This window comes from Kitasatospora sp. SC0581, from assembly GCF_048159585.1.
Classification (GTDB): domain Bacteria; phylum Actinomycetota; class Actinomycetes; order Streptomycetales; family Streptomycetaceae; genus Kitasatospora.
The window spans coordinates 117,159-131,613 of the sequence record NZ_JBLRWA010000012.1 but is presented as its reverse complement, the minus strand read 5'-3'; the positions used below and the strand labels follow the sequence as shown (position 1 = coordinate 131,613).

At 71.9% G+C, this 14,455-nt stretch carries 13 protein-coding genes and 1 tRNA gene; 6 read left to right on the top strand and 8 right to left on the bottom strand.

Translation table 11 applies throughout. From position 1 onward, the window contains the following. Positions 1–11 precede the first annotated feature (11 nt). From ACLWS4_RS20370 to ACLWS4_RS20360, 3 genes are all read right to left on the bottom strand, one after another. A complete protein-coding gene (locus tag ACLWS4_RS20370) occupies positions 12–1,181 on the bottom strand; it encodes a winged helix DNA-binding domain-containing protein (RefSeq protein WP_387827385.1) in 1,170 nt (389 codons plus the stop codon). A 137-nt stretch (positions 1,182–1,318) separates the two neighbouring features. After that, on the bottom strand, positions 1,319–1,621 hold the full coding sequence (locus ACLWS4_RS20365) for a GroES family chaperonin (protein ID WP_049655715.1): 303 nt from the start codon (positions 1,619–1,621) through the stop codon (positions 1,319–1,321). A 235-nt stretch (positions 1,622–1,856) separates the two neighbouring features. Further along, entirely contained in the window at positions 1,857–2,198 is a 342-nt protein-coding gene (locus ACLWS4_RS20360; protein WP_049655697.1) for a DUF3618 domain-containing protein, read from the bottom strand. A 166-nt stretch (positions 2,199–2,364) separates the two neighbouring features. Between ACLWS4_RS20360 and bcp the strand changes: the two genes are divergently transcribed. Next, positions 2,365–2,838: a thioredoxin-dependent thiol peroxidase gene (bcp, locus tag ACLWS4_RS20355; protein WP_049655699.1), complete on the top strand. Its 474-nt coding sequence runs from the start codon at positions 2,365–2,367 to the stop codon at positions 2,836–2,838. A 101-nt stretch (positions 2,839–2,939) separates the two neighbouring features. Here bcp and ACLWS4_RS20350 read toward each other — a convergent pair whose 3' ends face one another. Then, complete coding sequence (locus ACLWS4_RS20350) at positions 2,940–5,297, bottom strand: chitinase C-terminal domain-containing protein (protein ID WP_416874865.1); 2,358 nt, start codon at positions 5,295–5,297, stop codon at positions 2,940–2,942. Positions 5,298–5,728: 431 nt separating this feature from the next. Between ACLWS4_RS20350 and ACLWS4_RS20345 the strand changes: the two genes are divergently transcribed. Next, positions 5,729–5,812: transfer RNA gene (locus ACLWS4_RS20345), tRNA-Leu, on the top strand. A 74-nt stretch (positions 5,813–5,886) separates the two neighbouring features. On the opposite strand, the gene rdgB is transcribed toward ACLWS4_RS20345, so the two are convergent. The 4 genes from rdgB to ACLWS4_RS20325 form a co-directional block, all read right to left on the bottom strand. Further along, a complete protein-coding gene (rdgB, locus tag ACLWS4_RS20340; protein ID WP_074005051.1) occupies positions 5,887–6,492 on the bottom strand; it encodes an RdgB/HAM1 family non-canonical purine NTP pyrophosphatase in 606 nt (201 codons plus the stop codon). 31 nt (positions 6,493–6,523) lie between these two features. Further along, on the bottom strand, positions 6,524–6,913 hold the full coding sequence (locus ACLWS4_RS20335) for a hypothetical protein (RefSeq protein WP_049655703.1): 390 nt from the start codon (positions 6,911–6,913) through the stop codon (positions 6,524–6,526). Between the two features lie 269 nt (positions 6,914–7,182). Beyond that, the gene (rph, locus tag ACLWS4_RS20330; RefSeq protein WP_049655704.1) at positions 7,183–7,908 is read right to left on the bottom strand and encodes a ribonuclease PH; all 726 of its coding nucleotides are present in this window, start codon (positions 7,906–7,908) and stop codon (positions 7,183–7,185) included. Positions 7,909–8,037: 129 nt separating this feature from the next. Next, a complete protein-coding gene (locus ACLWS4_RS20325; RefSeq protein ID WP_030060521.1) occupies positions 8,038–8,271 on the bottom strand; it encodes a glucose PTS transporter subunit EIIB in 234 nt (77 codons plus the stop codon). 397 nt (positions 8,272–8,668) lie between these two features. On the opposite strand from ACLWS4_RS20325, the gene ACLWS4_RS20320 reads away from it, so the two are divergent. From ACLWS4_RS20320 to ACLWS4_RS20305, 4 genes are all read left to right on the top strand, one after another. After that, positions 8,669–9,958, top strand: a complete 1,290-nt coding sequence (locus ACLWS4_RS20320; RefSeq protein WP_049655706.1) for a PTS transporter subunit EIIC — start codon at positions 8,669–8,671, stop codon at positions 9,956–9,958. A gap of 386 nt (positions 9,959–10,344) precedes the next feature. Beyond that, a complete protein-coding gene (locus ACLWS4_RS20315) occupies positions 10,345–11,616 on the top strand; it encodes a PTS transporter subunit EIIC (protein WP_375874756.1) in 1,272 nt (423 codons plus the stop codon). Positions 11,617–12,071: 455 nt separating this feature from the next. Beyond that, on the top strand, positions 12,072–13,145 hold the full coding sequence (locus tag ACLWS4_RS20310; protein WP_416874829.1) for an LLM class flavin-dependent oxidoreductase: 1,074 nt from the start codon (positions 12,072–12,074) through the stop codon (positions 13,143–13,145). After that, positions 13,142–14,428: an LLM class flavin-dependent oxidoreductase gene (locus tag ACLWS4_RS20305; protein WP_416874828.1), complete on the top strand. Its 1,287-nt coding sequence runs from the start codon at positions 13,142–13,144 to the stop codon at positions 14,426–14,428. Before ACLWS4_RS20310 ends, ACLWS4_RS20305 begins: the two co-directional genes overlap by 4 nt. Positions 14,429–14,455: the final 27 nt, after the last annotated feature.

The window sequence follows — 14,455 nt, the reverse complement described above, 5'->3', positions numbered from 1 at the left end:
TCGGCTCCCGGTCAGCCCCTGAGCTCCTTCTCCAGCGGGGTACGGAACCGCGGCGTCACCCGCACCTCGCCCAGCCAGCCAGCCAAGCGCTCCGCCTCCGCCGCGACCGCCCGCTCCGCCTCCGCCCCGGCCCCCCGGAACAACCGCCACACCACCTCGCCGTCCGCGCGCTGCGTCCAGCCGCCCACCACCTCGCCGCACCACCACACCGTCGGCCCGGCGTTGCCCGCCCGGTCGAACAGCGCCGGCACGTCCTCCGGCCGCAGGTACCAGTCCCGCCCGCGCCAGCCCATCACCGCCGGGTCCAGCGCGGGCAGCAGCGCCGCCCACGGCTCCGGCTCCGCCACCGGCCCCTCGTCCCCCGGCAGCACCAGGGCCGGCGCCCCGTCGGCCAACGCCACGTCCAGCGCCCCGAGATCGGCCAGCGCCCGGCGGACGTCCCCCAGCGTCCAGCCCGTCCACCACTTCACGTCCTCGACCGTCGCCGGCCCGTACGCCGCCAGCCAGCGCCGCACCACCTCGGCCTTCGCCTCCCGCACCGGCACCTCCGGCCACTGCGGCACCAGCGCCCACGGGTAGCTGCTGCTCAGCCACGACCCGCGCGGACGGCAGCGGCGCACGTGCCCGTCCGAGGCCAGCAGCCGCAGCAGCCGGCTGCCCACGCTCTGCCGCGCCTCGTACGCCTTGCCCGCCGACATCAGCATCGTCTCGCGCAACTGCGGTACGTCCTCGGAGAGTTCCTTGGTCGTCGCCTCGCCGCGCCCGGCCAGCGCGGCCAGCACCTCGCGCTCCGCCTCCGCCAGCCGGGCCTCGTCCCAGCCCTCGGCGTGGTCCCGCAGGTGCTTCAGCAGCGTCGCCCGCTCCTTCGCCGCGATCGCCCGCGCCGCCGCCGAACTCACGTACGGGGCCAGGCCCTCCGTCACCGCGAAGATCGTCCGCCGCATCGACAGCAGCTTCACCAGCGAGACGTCCTCGTACAGCGCCCGGTCCACCTCCGCCGCCGAGGGCTCCGCCAGCCGCGCGCAGGCCGACAGGTACACCGTGGCCGCGTCCGTCGCGTGCAGCCCGACCACCGCGTCGGCCACGTCCTCCACCCGCGCCGCCCGCACCGACGGCGCCAGCAGCTGACGCCGCCCCAGCCTGGCCCGACGCTCCCCGTCCCCGATCACCGGCACACTCATGCCGGGACCCTAGCGCGCGGCACCGACAACGCCCCCGATCCCCGCGGCGGACCGCCATGTCGCGGACCCCCGCCGCGAAAGCACGGTGCCCCCGACCCGGGTCGGGGGCACCTCAGGGCACGGAGCGGATCAGACCGTCACAGGTACAGCCCGGTCGAGCCCTCCGTGTCGCCGAAGCGGGTGGCGGCGACGGCGTGCAGGTCGCGCTCGCGCAGCAGCACGTAGGTGGCGCCGCGGACCTCGACCTCCAGCTTGTCCTCCGGGTCGTACAGCACCCGGTCGCCGGGCTCCACCGAGCGCACGCTCTGGCCCACCGCGACGGCCTCCGCCCAGGTACAGCGCTTGGACAGCTCCGCCGTGGCCGGGATCAGGATGCCGCCGGTCGAACGGCGCTCGCCCTCGCCGCCCTCGATCCGCACCAGCACGCGGTCGTGCAGCATCCGGATCGGCAGCTTCTCGCCGAGCCGGTCGTGGCGGGCGGGCTCCTGCGCGTCGTCGGAGCGCGTCGGTTCGTGGTTCGTACTCACGGTCCCGAAGGTACCTCCCCCGGGCGCGGGGCGTGACGCTGGCCCGGTATCCGGAAGGCCCGGCAGGCGGAGCGCCGGGCGCGCGGAAGCCCGGGCACGCGAAAGGCCGGGCACCCGTCGCGCCCGGCCCCGCCGTCCCGCTGTGCGCTCAGCCCTTGCGGCGCTTGCGCGCCGAGGCGACCAGCAGCACCAGGCCCACGCCGACCAGCGCGGCCGGGACGATCCGCTCGCGGCGCGGCTGCCCCTTCTCGTCCACGAACTGCGCCCGGACCTTCTCCACCACGCCGCTGGCGGCCACGTACGCCCGGGCGGTCTTCTCCTCGACGGCGGCCACCGCCTTGGCCTTGACCTGGGCGGTCACCGTGCTCGGGTGGACGCGGACGGCCAGCTCGTCCAGGGTCGACGCCAGCCGGTCACGCGTCCGCTCGATGTCCGCCTCGATCTGGGCGGTCGTCCGCGCCGACTTGTCCTGCGTGCTCGCCTCGCCCACTCGGGCCACCCCATTCACTCGCCGATGTTGTTCCATCCGATCCCTGCGATCGGTGCGACTGACCCAGTGTGTCAGCTGCCGCACACGGTCGCGCGGCCCCACCCACCATCGGAGGTAAGTTTGCCGTGGTACGACCGCCCGTCCCAGCATCCAGGAGAGTACGACCGTGAGTGAGCGTCTCCAGCCCGGCGACACCGCGCCCGCCTTCAGCCTGTCCGACGCCGACGGCAACCAGGTGTCCCTCGCCGACCACGCGGGCCGCAAGGTCATCGTCTACTTCTACCCCGCCGCCCTGACCCCCGGCTGCACCAAGCAGGCCTGCGACTTCACCGACAACCTGGAGGTCCTCGCGGACGCCGGCTACGACGTCATCGGCATCTCCCCGGACAAGCCGGAGAAGCTCGGCAAGTTCCGCGAGGCCGAGAACCTCAAGGTCACCCTGCTGTCCGACCCGGACAAGGAGGTGCTGGAGGCGTACGCCGCCTTCGGCGAGAAGCAGAACTACGGCCGCACCTACCTGGGCGTCATCCGCTCCACGATCGTCGTGGACGAGCACGGCAAGGTCGAGCACGCGTTCTACAACGTGCGGGCCACCGGCCACGTCGCCAAGCTGCTGCGCGACCTCAAGGTCGGCGCGTAAGCGTCGGCGCGTAAGCACGGCCGGTACGACGAAGCGGTGGCGGCACACCCCCCGACCGGGTGCACCGCCACCGCCGTCCTCACCTCAGCGGACCGCCCTGATCAGCAGGTCCCGAGGTCGCTCCAGACGCCCCACGAGCCGCTGGCCGCGGGGTCGTCGCCCTTGGTCCACCACTTGTTCTGGTAGTAGTGGCCCTTCCACGAGACCTTGGTGGGCGTCGCGTAGGTGGTGCCGGCGTCCCAGCTCGGGGCGGCCGCGCAGGTGCCCGAGGTCGGGGTCGCGGTCGGCGTCGGCGTCCCGGTCGGGGTGGCCGTCGGCGTGCCGGTCGGCGTGCCCGTGGGGGTCGGCGTCGGGGTGGCCGTCTGCGACGGCGTCGGGGTCGGGGTCGGCGTGCCGCCGTCCACCGCGCCGCGGGTCAGGTCGCCCTTGATCCCGTACAGCGTGCCGCCCACGTTGACCGTCCAGTTCGACGGCGTGGACACCGGCAGGTAGTAGACGAAGTCCATGTCGATCGAGGCGCCCGGCGCCAGCGACTGCCAGCCCGGCAGCTTGACCGACACCCGGTTGTAGGTGCCCTTCAGGCCGCCCACGTTGCCCGGGCCCGGGTTGTCCTGCTTGATGACCTGGAGGCCGAAGCCGGACTGGTCCTTGGCGTTGCCCGGGGCCGAGTTGCCGTAGTCGAACTGGAACTCGGTGCCGCCCGGCAGGGTCAGCGTCGAGTTGTTGACGATGTGCAGCTTCGGGTTGATCGGGTAGTTCGAGTCGCCCAGCGCGAAGTTGGTGAACGACACGTCGATCGGCAGGGTCTGCTGCGGCAGCGCGGTCGTCGCGCGGACCGCGCCGTACGGGGCCGCCGACTTGAACTTGTCGTACATCAGCGAGGTCAGCGTCGAACCGGGCACGTACTCGCCCTTGCCGCCGTTGGCGGCCGCGTCCCACTTGTAGTCGCCCGCGAGCTCCCAGATCATCGCGCCGCCGGCGCCCTGGTTGACGATGTAGTCCGCCTTGGCGCCCACCGACTGCTCGTCCTCGGTGGAGAGGAACACCTTCTTGGCGTCGTTCCACAGCCACGGCGCCACCAGCGCGGAGCTGTAGTTGCGGGTGTAGGTGCCCTGCAGCGCGGTGTCGGAGACGCCGTACTTGGCCAGGTAGTCGGGCAGGATGCCCTTCTCCAGGTTCTTGGCGTGCCACATCGGGTTCGACCCGGCCGGGGACTCCTTGCCCGCGTCGTCCTTGTCGTTCCAGATGTTGTCGATGCCGACCGCGCCGTCACCGCAGGCCGTCAGGCCGGAGCCGGCCGGGCAGCTGGTCGCCGAGGCGGTGCCCCAGAGGCCGTTGGTGCCGCCCTGCACGTTCTTGAAGCCGCGGGTGTAGTACGGCAGGCCGACGTTGATCCGGCCGCCGGGCATCGAGCCGCGGAAGTAGTGGTACGACCAGTCGGCGTTCAGGTAGCCGATGCCGCCGTACTGCCCGGTGCCGTAGACGTTGGCGGCGGCCAGCTCGCCGTCCTTGCCGTCGTCGTACAGCGAGGCGTTCGGGCCCACGTACTTGTTCCAGGCGCCGTGCAGGTCGTACGACATGATGTTGACGTAGTCCAGGTACTTCGCCACCTGGAAGGTCTCCATGCCGCGCAGCAGGTAGCCGGAGGACGGGGCGGCGACCGACAGCAGGTAGTGCCTGCCGTCGGCGGCGCCGGCCTTGTCCAGGCTCTCGCGCAGGGTCTTCATCAGCGCCGCGTAGCCCTTGGCCAGCGAACCGCGCTTGCCGTTGGCGAGCTGCCAGTCCAGCGGGTTGCCGGCGTCCTTCATCGAGGTCGGGTACTCGTAGTCGACGTCGACGCCGTTGAAGCCGTACTTGCGGATGAAGTCGACCGAGGAGGCGGCGAAGGTGTCGATGCCGGCCTGGTTGACGCTGCCGTCCGGGTTGACGGTCATCGAGTAGAAGCCGCCGGAGTTGACGCGCTTGCCGTCGTCCCCGAAGTAGCCGCCGGTCTCGGTCCAACCGCCCACCGAGATCAGGGTCTTGACGTTCGGGTACTGCTTCTTGAACTTCGTCAGCAGGTTGAAGTGGCCCTTGTACGGCAGGCTCGGGTCCAGCTCGGCACCGGGGACGCCGGGGAAGGAGATCCCGGTGGCCTCGTTGGTCGGGCCGTCGGTGCCGACCGAGAGCTTGTTGTCGCCGCCGACGTGGCCGAAGGCGTAGTTGAGGTGGGTGACCTTGTCCCAGGGGATGTCGGTCGCCAGGTACGGGGCGTCGCCGTTCTTGCCGGTGCGCCAGCCGGTGAAGTAGCCGATGATGCGGCGCTGGTGGTCCGCGCCCATCTTCTCGCGCCCGCTGGTGTCGTAGACGGAGCAGTACGGGACGTCCACGCCGGGCGTCTGGTACAGGCCGTCGGGCCGACAGGCCGCGTTGTCGACGGCCGCCGACGCCTGCGAGGGCGCCGCACCCAGCGTCGCCATCAGCAGTCCGGCCAACGAGGCCGCCGCGAGCGAGGCCACACCGGCGCGGGCCGCCGGGCTCTTCCGGCGGTGCGCGGCGGTGGGACGCCGCTCCGCCGTGTTTCGGATCAACACTCGGTCCTCCAGGAGAGAGTGTCGGCGCGTGCCTGTGGGGGAGCACGCACGTGGGGGTTGCAATTGGCGGAGAAGCTATGTGGTCTGAACCACATAGGTCAATAGGTCTGTACCAATTGGTAATCAACAGCCAAACATCACAGGTCGGAAGCGCGCGACATCCAGTCAGCCCCCTGGCCGAAACCCACTCCCGGCACCACCGAGCCGACCCGACGGGCCCGGTGCCACCGCCGCCGCGGGGCCCGGACGCGGCACCGGCGGGGCGGCGGCGGAAGTCGCTGTCCCCACACTCGGCGAAGCCCTAGACTGGTCGCCATGCGGCCTTGGCGGAATTGGCAGACGCCTGGGTTTTAGGTGCCCATGGGAGAAATCCCGTGAGGGTTCGAGTCCCTCAGGCCGCACTAGCCTTAAATTCGAAGGCCCGCCCCGAGAGTGATCTCGGGGCGGGCCTTCGACGTGTCCGCCGGACGGGGCGTCAGGCGATGAGGTCCTTCACGACCGGGGCGAGGGCGCGGAAGGCCTTGCCGCGGTGGCTGATGGCGTTCTTCTCGTCGGCCGTGAGCTCCGCGCAGGTGCGGGTCTCGCCGAGGGGCTGGAGGATCGGGTCGTAGCCGAAGCCGCCGTCGCCGGCCGGGGCGGTGCGCAGGGTGCCGAGGAGGCGGCCCTCGACGACGCGCTCGGTGCCGTCGGGGAGGGCGAGGGCGGCGGCGCAGAAGAAGTGGGCGCCGCGGTGCGGCTCGGCGATGTCGGAGAGCTGGGCGAGCAGCAGGTCGAGGTTGGCGCGGTCGTCACCGTGCTTGCCGGACCAGCGCGCGGAGAAGATGCCGGGCGCGCCGTTCAGCACGTCCACGCAGAGGCCGGAGTCGTCGGCGACGGCGGGCAGGCCGGTGGCGCGGGCCAGGGCGTGGGCCTTGAGCAGGGCGTTCTCGGCGAAGGTGACGCCGGTCTCGGGGACGTCCGGGATCTCCGGGTAGGCGTCGGCGCCGACGAGTTCGACGTCCAGGCCGGCGTCCGCCAGGATGGCGCGGAGCTCGGTGACCTTGTGCTGGTTGCGGGTGGCGAGGATCAGGCGGGTGGACATATCGCCCACCCTACCGAGTGGCCGGAGGCGGTCAGCCGGTGCAGAGCGAGGTGAGGTTGCCGGCCGCGTTGCCGAGCGGCTTGAGGTCCGGGACCTCGTTCCTGTCCGCCGCCCGCTGCACGTTCTCGACCTGCTTCTGCAGATCGGTCACGGCCTTGGCGACGTCGGTGTTCTTGGAGTTCTTCCCGACCTGGTCGAGGTCGTTCTTGAGCTTCTGCAGGGCCTTCCCGGCGGCCGCCGAGTCGTTGCTCGCGTTGTCGTACGCCTGGGTGACGTCGGCGAGGTCGCCGGTGATCCTCACGGCGGTGTTGCCGCAGTCGAGCGCCTTCTGGGCGGCGGAGCAGCTCACCATGCTGAGCGGGAGGATCGCGATGAGTCCGGCCACGGCGAGGGCGGCGGGGCGGGCGATGCTCGACGGCATCCGATCCTCCTGGGGGGCGCGGGTTCCGTGGGGTGGGACGCGCGCAGAGGGGTGCGCGGTTCCCGCAGCGGGGGTGCTGCGGGAACCGTACGGTCTCCGGACCCGGCCTGTACAGCAGGCCGACCGTCAGGTCGACCCTTCGGCGGGCCGTTCGCCCCGCGGCCCCACCCGCGGCCCGTACGCGCGTCCGTACCGGTCCGAACGGCCGTCCCCACCCACGGGTTGACCGTCCGTCCGTTCCGCTCCACGGCCGCGGGGCCCTCGCCGGTTCAGCCTTCCAGGGCCTTGCGCTGGATCTCGTCGAGCTCCGCGCAGCCGAGGCTGCCGAGGTCGAGCAGCCGGTCGAGCAGCTCGCGGTCGAACGGGGCGCCCTCGGCGGTGCCCTGGACCTCGACGAAGCGTCCGTCGGAGGTGCAGACGATGTTCATGTCGGTCTCGGCGCGCACGTCCTCCTCGTACTGGAGGTCGAGCATCGGGACGCCGTCGATGATGCCGACGCTGACGGCGCTGACGCCGCCGGTGATCGGCTGGCCCTTGGCGCGCAGCAGCTTCTTGTCGCGGGCCCAGGCGACGGCGTCGACCAGGGCGACGTAGGCGCCGGTGATGGCGGCGGTGCGGGTGCCGCCGTCGGCCTGGAGGACGTCGCAGTCGAGGACGATGGTGTTCTCGGCGAGCGCGCGGTGGTCGACCACGGCGCGCAGCGAGCGGCCGATGAGCCGGCTGATCTCGTGGGTGCGGCCGCCGATGCGGCCCTTGACGGCCTCGCGGTCGCCGCGGGTGTTGGTGGCGCGCGGGAGCATGGAGTACTCGGCGGTGACCCAGCCCTCGCCGCTGCCCTTGCGCCAGCGGGGCACGCCCTCGGTGACGCTGGCGGTGCACAGCACCTTGGTGTCGCCGTAGGAGATGAGGACGGAGCCTTCGGCGTGCTTGCTCCAGCCCCGTTCGATGGTGATCGGGCGGAGCTGGTCGGGGGTGCGGCCGTCGATGCGTGACATAGGCACTGAGCGTAGTCGCTCCGGGGGGCCGCTTCCGGAGGCGAGCCGGAGAGGGCCGGGACGCGCCACGGCCCGCTGTCCCCCTGAGCGGGTCGGCGGGCCGGGCGGGCTGAACCTGGGTGGTTCAGCTCACATCATGTCCTCGATGTCGGCGGCGATCGGGTCGGCGTCGGTGCCGATGACGACCTGGATCGCGGTGCCCATCTTCACGACGCCGTGGGCGCCGGCGGCCTTGAGGGCGGCCTCGTCGACCAGGGAGGCGTCCTTGACCTCGGTGCGCAGGCGGGTGATGCAGCCCTCGACCTCTTCGATGTTGTCGATGCCGCCCAGACCGGCGACGATCTTCTCAGCCTTGCTGGCCATCTGGTTTCTCCCTCTGTCTCGGCCCTTCGGCGGCTCTGCCGGGTGCCGTCCTGCGCTGGTGCTGGGTGTCCCTCGACCGTCGTGCGGTGAGGTGCGTGCCGGTGGCTGACGCGGGTTCGGCTGCGGTCGGCCTGCGAGCGGCGCGACCAGCATCACCCGTGCCGGTCCGGTCCGCCACGTTAGTCCACTTTCGGCCCATTCCGGCGGGCAGGCTCCGGATCGCCGCCCGAGGATGACGATCAGCGGGGCTCGCGCCTCCGGAGTGCGACCTGCGTCAAGTGGTCTACACCAATATATGTGTACTCCGACGAACGCGGGAACGGCCCCGGGTGTTCCCGAGCCCTGCCCGAGGGTCCCGCCGGGCCCCCGGCAGGCAACTGCTCTCGGAGGGCGAAGGATGAGTTCGGCAGGCGCCACGGCCCCGCAGGCCAAACGATGGCACATCTTCTACGGCGGCCTCCAGAAGATGGGCCGCTCCCTGCAGCTCCCGGTGGCGGTGCTCCCCGCCGCGGGCATCCTCAACCGCCTCGGCCAGCCCGACGTGTTCGGCAAGGACGGCCTCGGCTGGGACAACGTCGCGAAGGTCTTCGCCTCCGCCGGCGGCGCGCTGCTCGACTCCTCCTTCGGTCTGCCGCTGCTGTTCTGCATCGGCGTCGCGATCGGCATGGCGAAGAAGGCGGACGGCTCGACGGCGCTCGCCGCCGTGGTCGGCTTCCTGGTGTACTACAAGGTCCTGCACGCCTTCCCGGAGAGCTGCAAGCCGCCGACGGTACTGGTCAGCGACCAGTGCGTGGACTACAGCTCGGCGAAGGCGGCGGCCGCGACGTTCCAGAACCCGGGGGTGCTCGGCGGCATCCTGATCGGCCTGATGTCGGCCTGGCTGTGGGTGCGGTTCCACCGCACCAAGCTGGTCGACTGGCTCGGCTTCTTCAACGGCCGCCGCCTGGTGCCGATGATCACCGCGCTGGTCGGCATGCTGACCGCCGTGGTGGCGCTCTGGGTCTGGCCGCCGATCGGCCGCGGCCTGAACGACTTCTCGCAGACCCTCTCCGACCTGGGCGCGGGCGGCGCCGGCATCTTCGGCCTGTTCAACCGGGCCCTGCTGCTGATCGGCATGCACCAGCTGCTGAACACCTTCGTCTGGTTCCAGTTCGGGGAGTTCACCAGGCCGGACGGCGCGATCGTGCACGGCGACATCCCGCGCTTCCTGGCGGGCGACCCGACGGCCGGCCAGTTCCAGTCCGGCTTCTTCCCGATCATGATGTTCGCGCTGCCGGCCGCCGCGCTCGCGATCGCGCACTCGGCGAAGCCGCACCGGCGCAAGGAGATCTACGGCCTGATGCTCTCGGTCGGCCTGACCTCCTTCGTGACGGGCGTCACCGAGCCGATCGAGTACTCCTTCGCCTACATCGCCCCGGCCCTGTACGCCGTGCACGCGCTGCTGACCGGCGCCTCGATGGCGGTGACCTGGGGGCTCGGGGTGCACGACGGGTTCAGCTTCTCGGCCGGCCTGATCGACTACGTGATCAACTGGGGACTGGCCACCAAACCGTGGCTGATCATCCCGATCGGCCTCTGCTTCGCCGTCGTGTACTACGCGCTCTTCCGGTTCATCATCGTCAAATTCAACCTGAAAACTCCCGGTCGGGAGGACGAGGCCGAGGTCGAGGACGTCACCAAGGCCTGAACCCGGGCGTCACCCGAGTTATCCCCGCAAAGGCCTCCGGACCACCGGCCCGGGGGCCTTCGGCATTTCCGAAAGCCCGGCCGACCGGGCCCAACGCGCCTGGCAGGGCCCACCGGAGCACGCTGTGCTTTTGTTGCGCGATTAGCCAAAATCGATTTTGTTGCGCAGTCGGCCAAAATCCCAATCGCGGTCGCTACCATGATCGCCATTCGGTAAGTAGGTTTCGATTTCATAGCGCTTCCCGGAGACACCGCTTTCCGGGGTTCCTCGACTTCTCCACCCGTGCTACAAAACTGGTCTACACCACGTGTGGTGTAGACCAGTTCGCGGTTCGGCCCCTGTGCCTTCCCCCCGACCGACCGCCATGCCGTTAGGAACCCACCCCCATGAGTCAGTCTGCGCAGGCACCGGCGCCCGCCACGGCTCCGGCCTCACCCAGCCCCGTCAAGAAGTTCGGCCAGGACCTCCTCCAGGGTCTGCAGAAGATCGGCCGCAGCCTCCAGCTGCCGGTCGCCGTCCTCCCGGCCGCGGGCATCCTGCTCCGGCTGGGCCAGCCCGACGTCTTCGGCAAGGACGGGCTCGGCTGGGGAAAGGTCGCCGAGGTCTTCGCCACCGCCGGTGACGCCGTCTTCAAGAACCTCGCGCTCCTCTTCTGCGTCGGCGTCGCGATCGGCTTCGCCAAGAAGGCAGACGGCTCCACCGCGCTGGCGGCCCTGGTCGGCTACCTGGTCTTCAAGAACGTGCTGACCGTCTTCCCGATGGACGGCACCGTCACCGAGGCGCTGCCGGCCGGAAAGCCGCAGGACCCGGGTGTCTTCGGCGGCATCATCGTCGGTCTGCTGAGCGCCGTGATCTGGCAGAGGTTCCACCGCACGAAGCTCGTCGACTGGCTCGGCTTCTTCAACGGCCGCCGTCTCGTGCCGATCATCATGGCCTTCGTCGGCACCCTGCTGGGCGTCGTCATGGGCCTGATCTGGGGCCCGATCGGCACCGGCCTGACCAACGCCAGCGACTGGCTGACCGGCCTCGGCTCCGGCGGCGCCGCCATCTACGGTGTCGCCAACCGCGGCCTCATCCCGGTCGGCATGCACCAGTTCCTCAACACCTTCTTCCAGCAGCAGGTCGGCAGCTTCACCGACGCCTCCGGCCACACCTGGACCGGCGACATCCCGCGCTTCTTCCACGGCGACCCGACCGCCGGCCAGTTCATGTCCGGCTTCTTCCCGATCATGATGTTCGGCCTGCCGGCCGCCGCCCTCGCGATCGCCCACACCGCGCGCCCCGAGCGCCGCAAGGCCGTCCTCGGCCTGATGATCTCGCTCGCGCTGACCAGCTTCGTGACCGGTGTCACCGAGCCGATCGAGTTCTCGTTCATGTTCATCGCCCCGGTGCTCTACCTGATCCACGCGGTGCTCACCGGCGTCTCGATGGCCGTGACCTGGGGCCTGGGCGTGCACGACGGCTTCGGCTTCTCCGCCGGTCTGATCGACTACGCGCTCAACTGGAACCTGGCCACCAAGCCGTGGCTGATCATCCCGATCGGCCTGGTCTTCGCCGCGATCTACTACTTCGCGTTCCGCTTCGCCATCGTCAAGTTCAACATCAAGACCCCCGGTCGCGAGGACGACGACGAGATCGAGGACGTCACCAAGGCCTGACGCCCGCGTCACCGCCCGCTCCCGAGGCCCCGTCCCGCCGCTGCTCCCCCAGCGGCGGGGCGGGGCCTTCGGCGTACCCGGGCGCGCCCACGCGGCTCCGGCGGGTCCCCGACCGGACTCCCACTGGACTCCCACGCGGCTCCGGCGGGCGGAAACGACGGTTGACGAACCGCCGGACGCCCTGGTCAACTGAAGCGGTGAACGCCTCGTGCCCGCTGGTCACCCGCAGCCACATCGACTTCGGTCGCGTGTGGTCCGCGGCGTGTCGCGGCTGAGCTGACCGTTCCCCCACCGCCGCCCGGCTGACGTCCCGCCCGGCGCCGGTCCTCCCTCCCCCGCCCGTACGGGCTCCGCCCGCGGGCCGCCACCGCGCTCCGGCGTGCCCCCGCGCACCCGTGTCCCCGTACGGGTGCGCCGGTGCCCGCACGCGTCCGCACGAGGAAGCCAGGCTCACCATGCCCCGCCAGTTGCACCTGTCCGCAGCCCTCGACAGCCCCGGCCGTCTCGACGCCGGGCACTACGCCGCCCTCGCCCGCCTCGCCGAGCGGGCCACCCTGGACTTCGTCACCCTCGACGACTCCTTCGCCGCCGAGCCGAGCCGCCCCGACGCGCTCGCCGCCCTCGCCCGGACCGCCCCGCTGACCGGCCGGGTCGGGCTGGTGCCGACCGTCACCACCACCCACACCGAGCCCTTCCACACCTCGATCTCGGTCAACACCCTGGACTGGGTGAGCGAGGGCCGGGCCGGCTGGCTGGTCGGCGTCTCCACGACCGAGGCCGAGGCGCGGGCCTTCGGCCGCCGCCCCGTCGCCGCCGAGGACGAGCTGTGGGCCGAGGCCGCCGACGCCGTCGAGGTGGCCGCCCGGCTCTGGGACAGCTGGGAGGACGACGCGGAGATCCGCGACACCGCCACCGGACGGTTCATCGACCGCGACAAGCTGCACTACATCGACTTCGAGGGCCCGCGCTTCTCCGTCCGCGGCCCGTCCATCACCCCGCGCCCGCCGCAGGGCCGCCCGGTGGTCGTGGTGCCCGTCGCCGCCGCCGACCTCGCGCCGGACGCCTCCCCCGGCGGGCGGGCCCGGGTCGACGCCGCGATCCGGCACGCCGACGTCGTCCTGCTCGACGCCCCCGACCGCGCCACCCGGCTGACCGCCGCCACCGAACTGCGGCTGCGGGCCGGCGAGAACCTGCGCGTCCTCGCCCGGCTCGACGCCGACCTGTCCGCCCTGCCCGACCGGGCCGCCGACGAGCGGCTGCTCGCCGAGCTCACCGCGCCCGGCACCGGCGTCGACGGCTTCCACCTCTCCCCCGCCGACCCGTCGCGCGACCTCGCCGCGCTGGCCGACCGGATCGCCCCCGCCCTGCGTGCCGCCGGACTGCTGCGCACCGGGTACACCGGCCGCACCCTGCGCGACCACCTCGGCCTGGCCCGCCCGGCCAGCCGCTACGCCGCCCGCCCCGCCGACGGCTCCCCTACCTCCCCCGCCTCCACCGCCGCTCCCGCCCTCGCCGAGGTGACCCGATGACGGACCGACCGCTCAAGCAGATCCACCTCGCCGCGCACTTCCCCGGCGTCAACAACACCACGGTGTGGAGCGACCCGGCCGCCGGCAGCCACATCGAGTTCTCCTCCTTCCGCCACCTCGCGCAGACCGCCGAGCGCGGGAAGTTCGACTTCTTCTTCCTCGCCGAGGGCCTGCGGCTGCGCGAGACCAAGGGCCTCATCCACGACCTCGACGTGGTCGGCCGCCCCGAGTCGATCACCGTGCTGAACGCGCTGGCCGCCGTCACCGAACGGCTCGGCCTGGCCGCCACCGTCAACGCGACCTTCAACGAGCCGTACGAACTGGCCCGCCGTTTCGCCTCGTTGGACCACCTCTCCGGCGGCCGCGCGGCCTGGAACGTGGTCACCTCCTCGGACGCCTTCACCGGGGAGAACTTCCGCCGCGGCGGGTACCTGGACCGCGCCGACCGCTACACCCGGGCCGCCGAATCCGTCCAGCTGGCACGGGAGTTCTGGGACGCCGGGGAGGAGCCCGTCCGGCACTCCGGCCCGCAGTTCGAGGTCGAGGGCCGGCTCTCGCTGCCGCGGCCGCCGCAGGGCCACCCGGTGGTGATCCAGGCCGGGGACTCCGACGAGGGGCGCGAGTTCGCGGCCGCCGCCGCCGACGTGGTCTTCTCCCGGCACTCCACCCTCGCCGACGGCCAGGCCTTCCACGCCGACGTCAAGCGCCGGCTCGCCGCGTACGGCCGCAAGCCGGACGAGCTGAAGATCATGCCCGGGGTCACCTTCGTCCTCGGCGACACCGACGCCGAGGCGGACGAACGGGCCCGGGAGATCCGCCGGGCCCAGGTGAGCCCGCAGACCGCGATCGCCTTCCTGGAGCAGGTCTGGGGCGTCGACCTGTCCGACCACGACCCGGACGGACCGCTGCCGGCCGTCGACCCCGACCCGGACAGCGGCCTGGTCCAGGGCCGGGTCCGGCACGCCGACCCGGTGGCCGTCGCCGAACGGTGGCGGGCGGTGGCCGCGGAGAAGAGGCTGACCAGCCGCGAACTGGTGATCGAGCTGACCGGTCGGCAGTCCTTCATCGGAGCGCCCGCCACCGTCGCCGCCGAGATCGACCGCTTCGTGCAGAGCGACGCGGCCGACGGCTTCATCCTCGTCCCGCACCTCACCCCGGGCGGCCTGGACGAGTTCGTCGACCGCGTGGTCCCGCTGCTCCAGGAGCGCGGGGTGTTCCGCACCGACTACACCGGCCCCACCCTGCGGGACCACCTCGGGCTGCCCGTCCCCGGCCGGCGCTAGCCGTCCGGCCGACGACGGCACTGCCGT

Coding starts and splice junctions, on each gene's coding strand:
- ACLWS4_RS20370 (WP_387827385.1), bottom strand. CDS start 1,181: ATGAGTGTGCCGGTGATCGGGGACGGGGAGCGTCGGGCCAGGCTGGGG.
- ACLWS4_RS20365 (WP_049655715.1), bottom strand. CDS start 1,621: ATGCTGCACGACCGCGTGCTGGTGCGGATCGAGGGCGGCGAGGGCGAG.
- ACLWS4_RS20350 (WP_416874865.1), bottom strand. CDS start 5,297: ATGGCGACGCTGGGTGCGGCGCCCTCGCAGGCGTCGGCGGCCGTCGAC.
- rdgB (WP_074005051.1), bottom strand. CDS start 6,492: ATGTCCACCCGCCTGATCCTCGCCACCCGCAACCAGCACAAGGTCACC.
- ACLWS4_RS20335 (WP_049655703.1), bottom strand. CDS start 6,913: ATGCCGTCGAGCATCGCCCGCCCCGCCGCCCTCGCCGTGGCCGGACTC.
- rph (WP_049655704.1), bottom strand. CDS start 7,908: ATGTCACGCATCGACGGCCGCACCCCCGACCAGCTCCGCCCGATCACC.
- ACLWS4_RS20325 (WP_030060521.1), bottom strand. CDS start 8,271: ATGGCCAGCAAGGCTGAGAAGATCGTCGCCGGTCTGGGCGGCATCGAC.
- ACLWS4_RS20320 (WP_049655706.1), top strand. CDS start 8,669: ATGAGTTCGGCAGGCGCCACGGCCCCGCAGGCCAAACGATGGCACATC.
- ACLWS4_RS20315 (WP_375874756.1), top strand. CDS start 10,345: ATGAGTCAGTCTGCGCAGGCACCGGCGCCCGCCACGGCTCCGGCCTCA.
- ACLWS4_RS20310 (WP_416874829.1), top strand. CDS start 12,072: ATGCCCCGCCAGTTGCACCTGTCCGCAGCCCTCGACAGCCCCGGCCGT.
- ACLWS4_RS20305 (WP_416874828.1), top strand. CDS start 13,142: ATGACGGACCGACCGCTCAAGCAGATCCACCTCGCCGCGCACTTCCCC.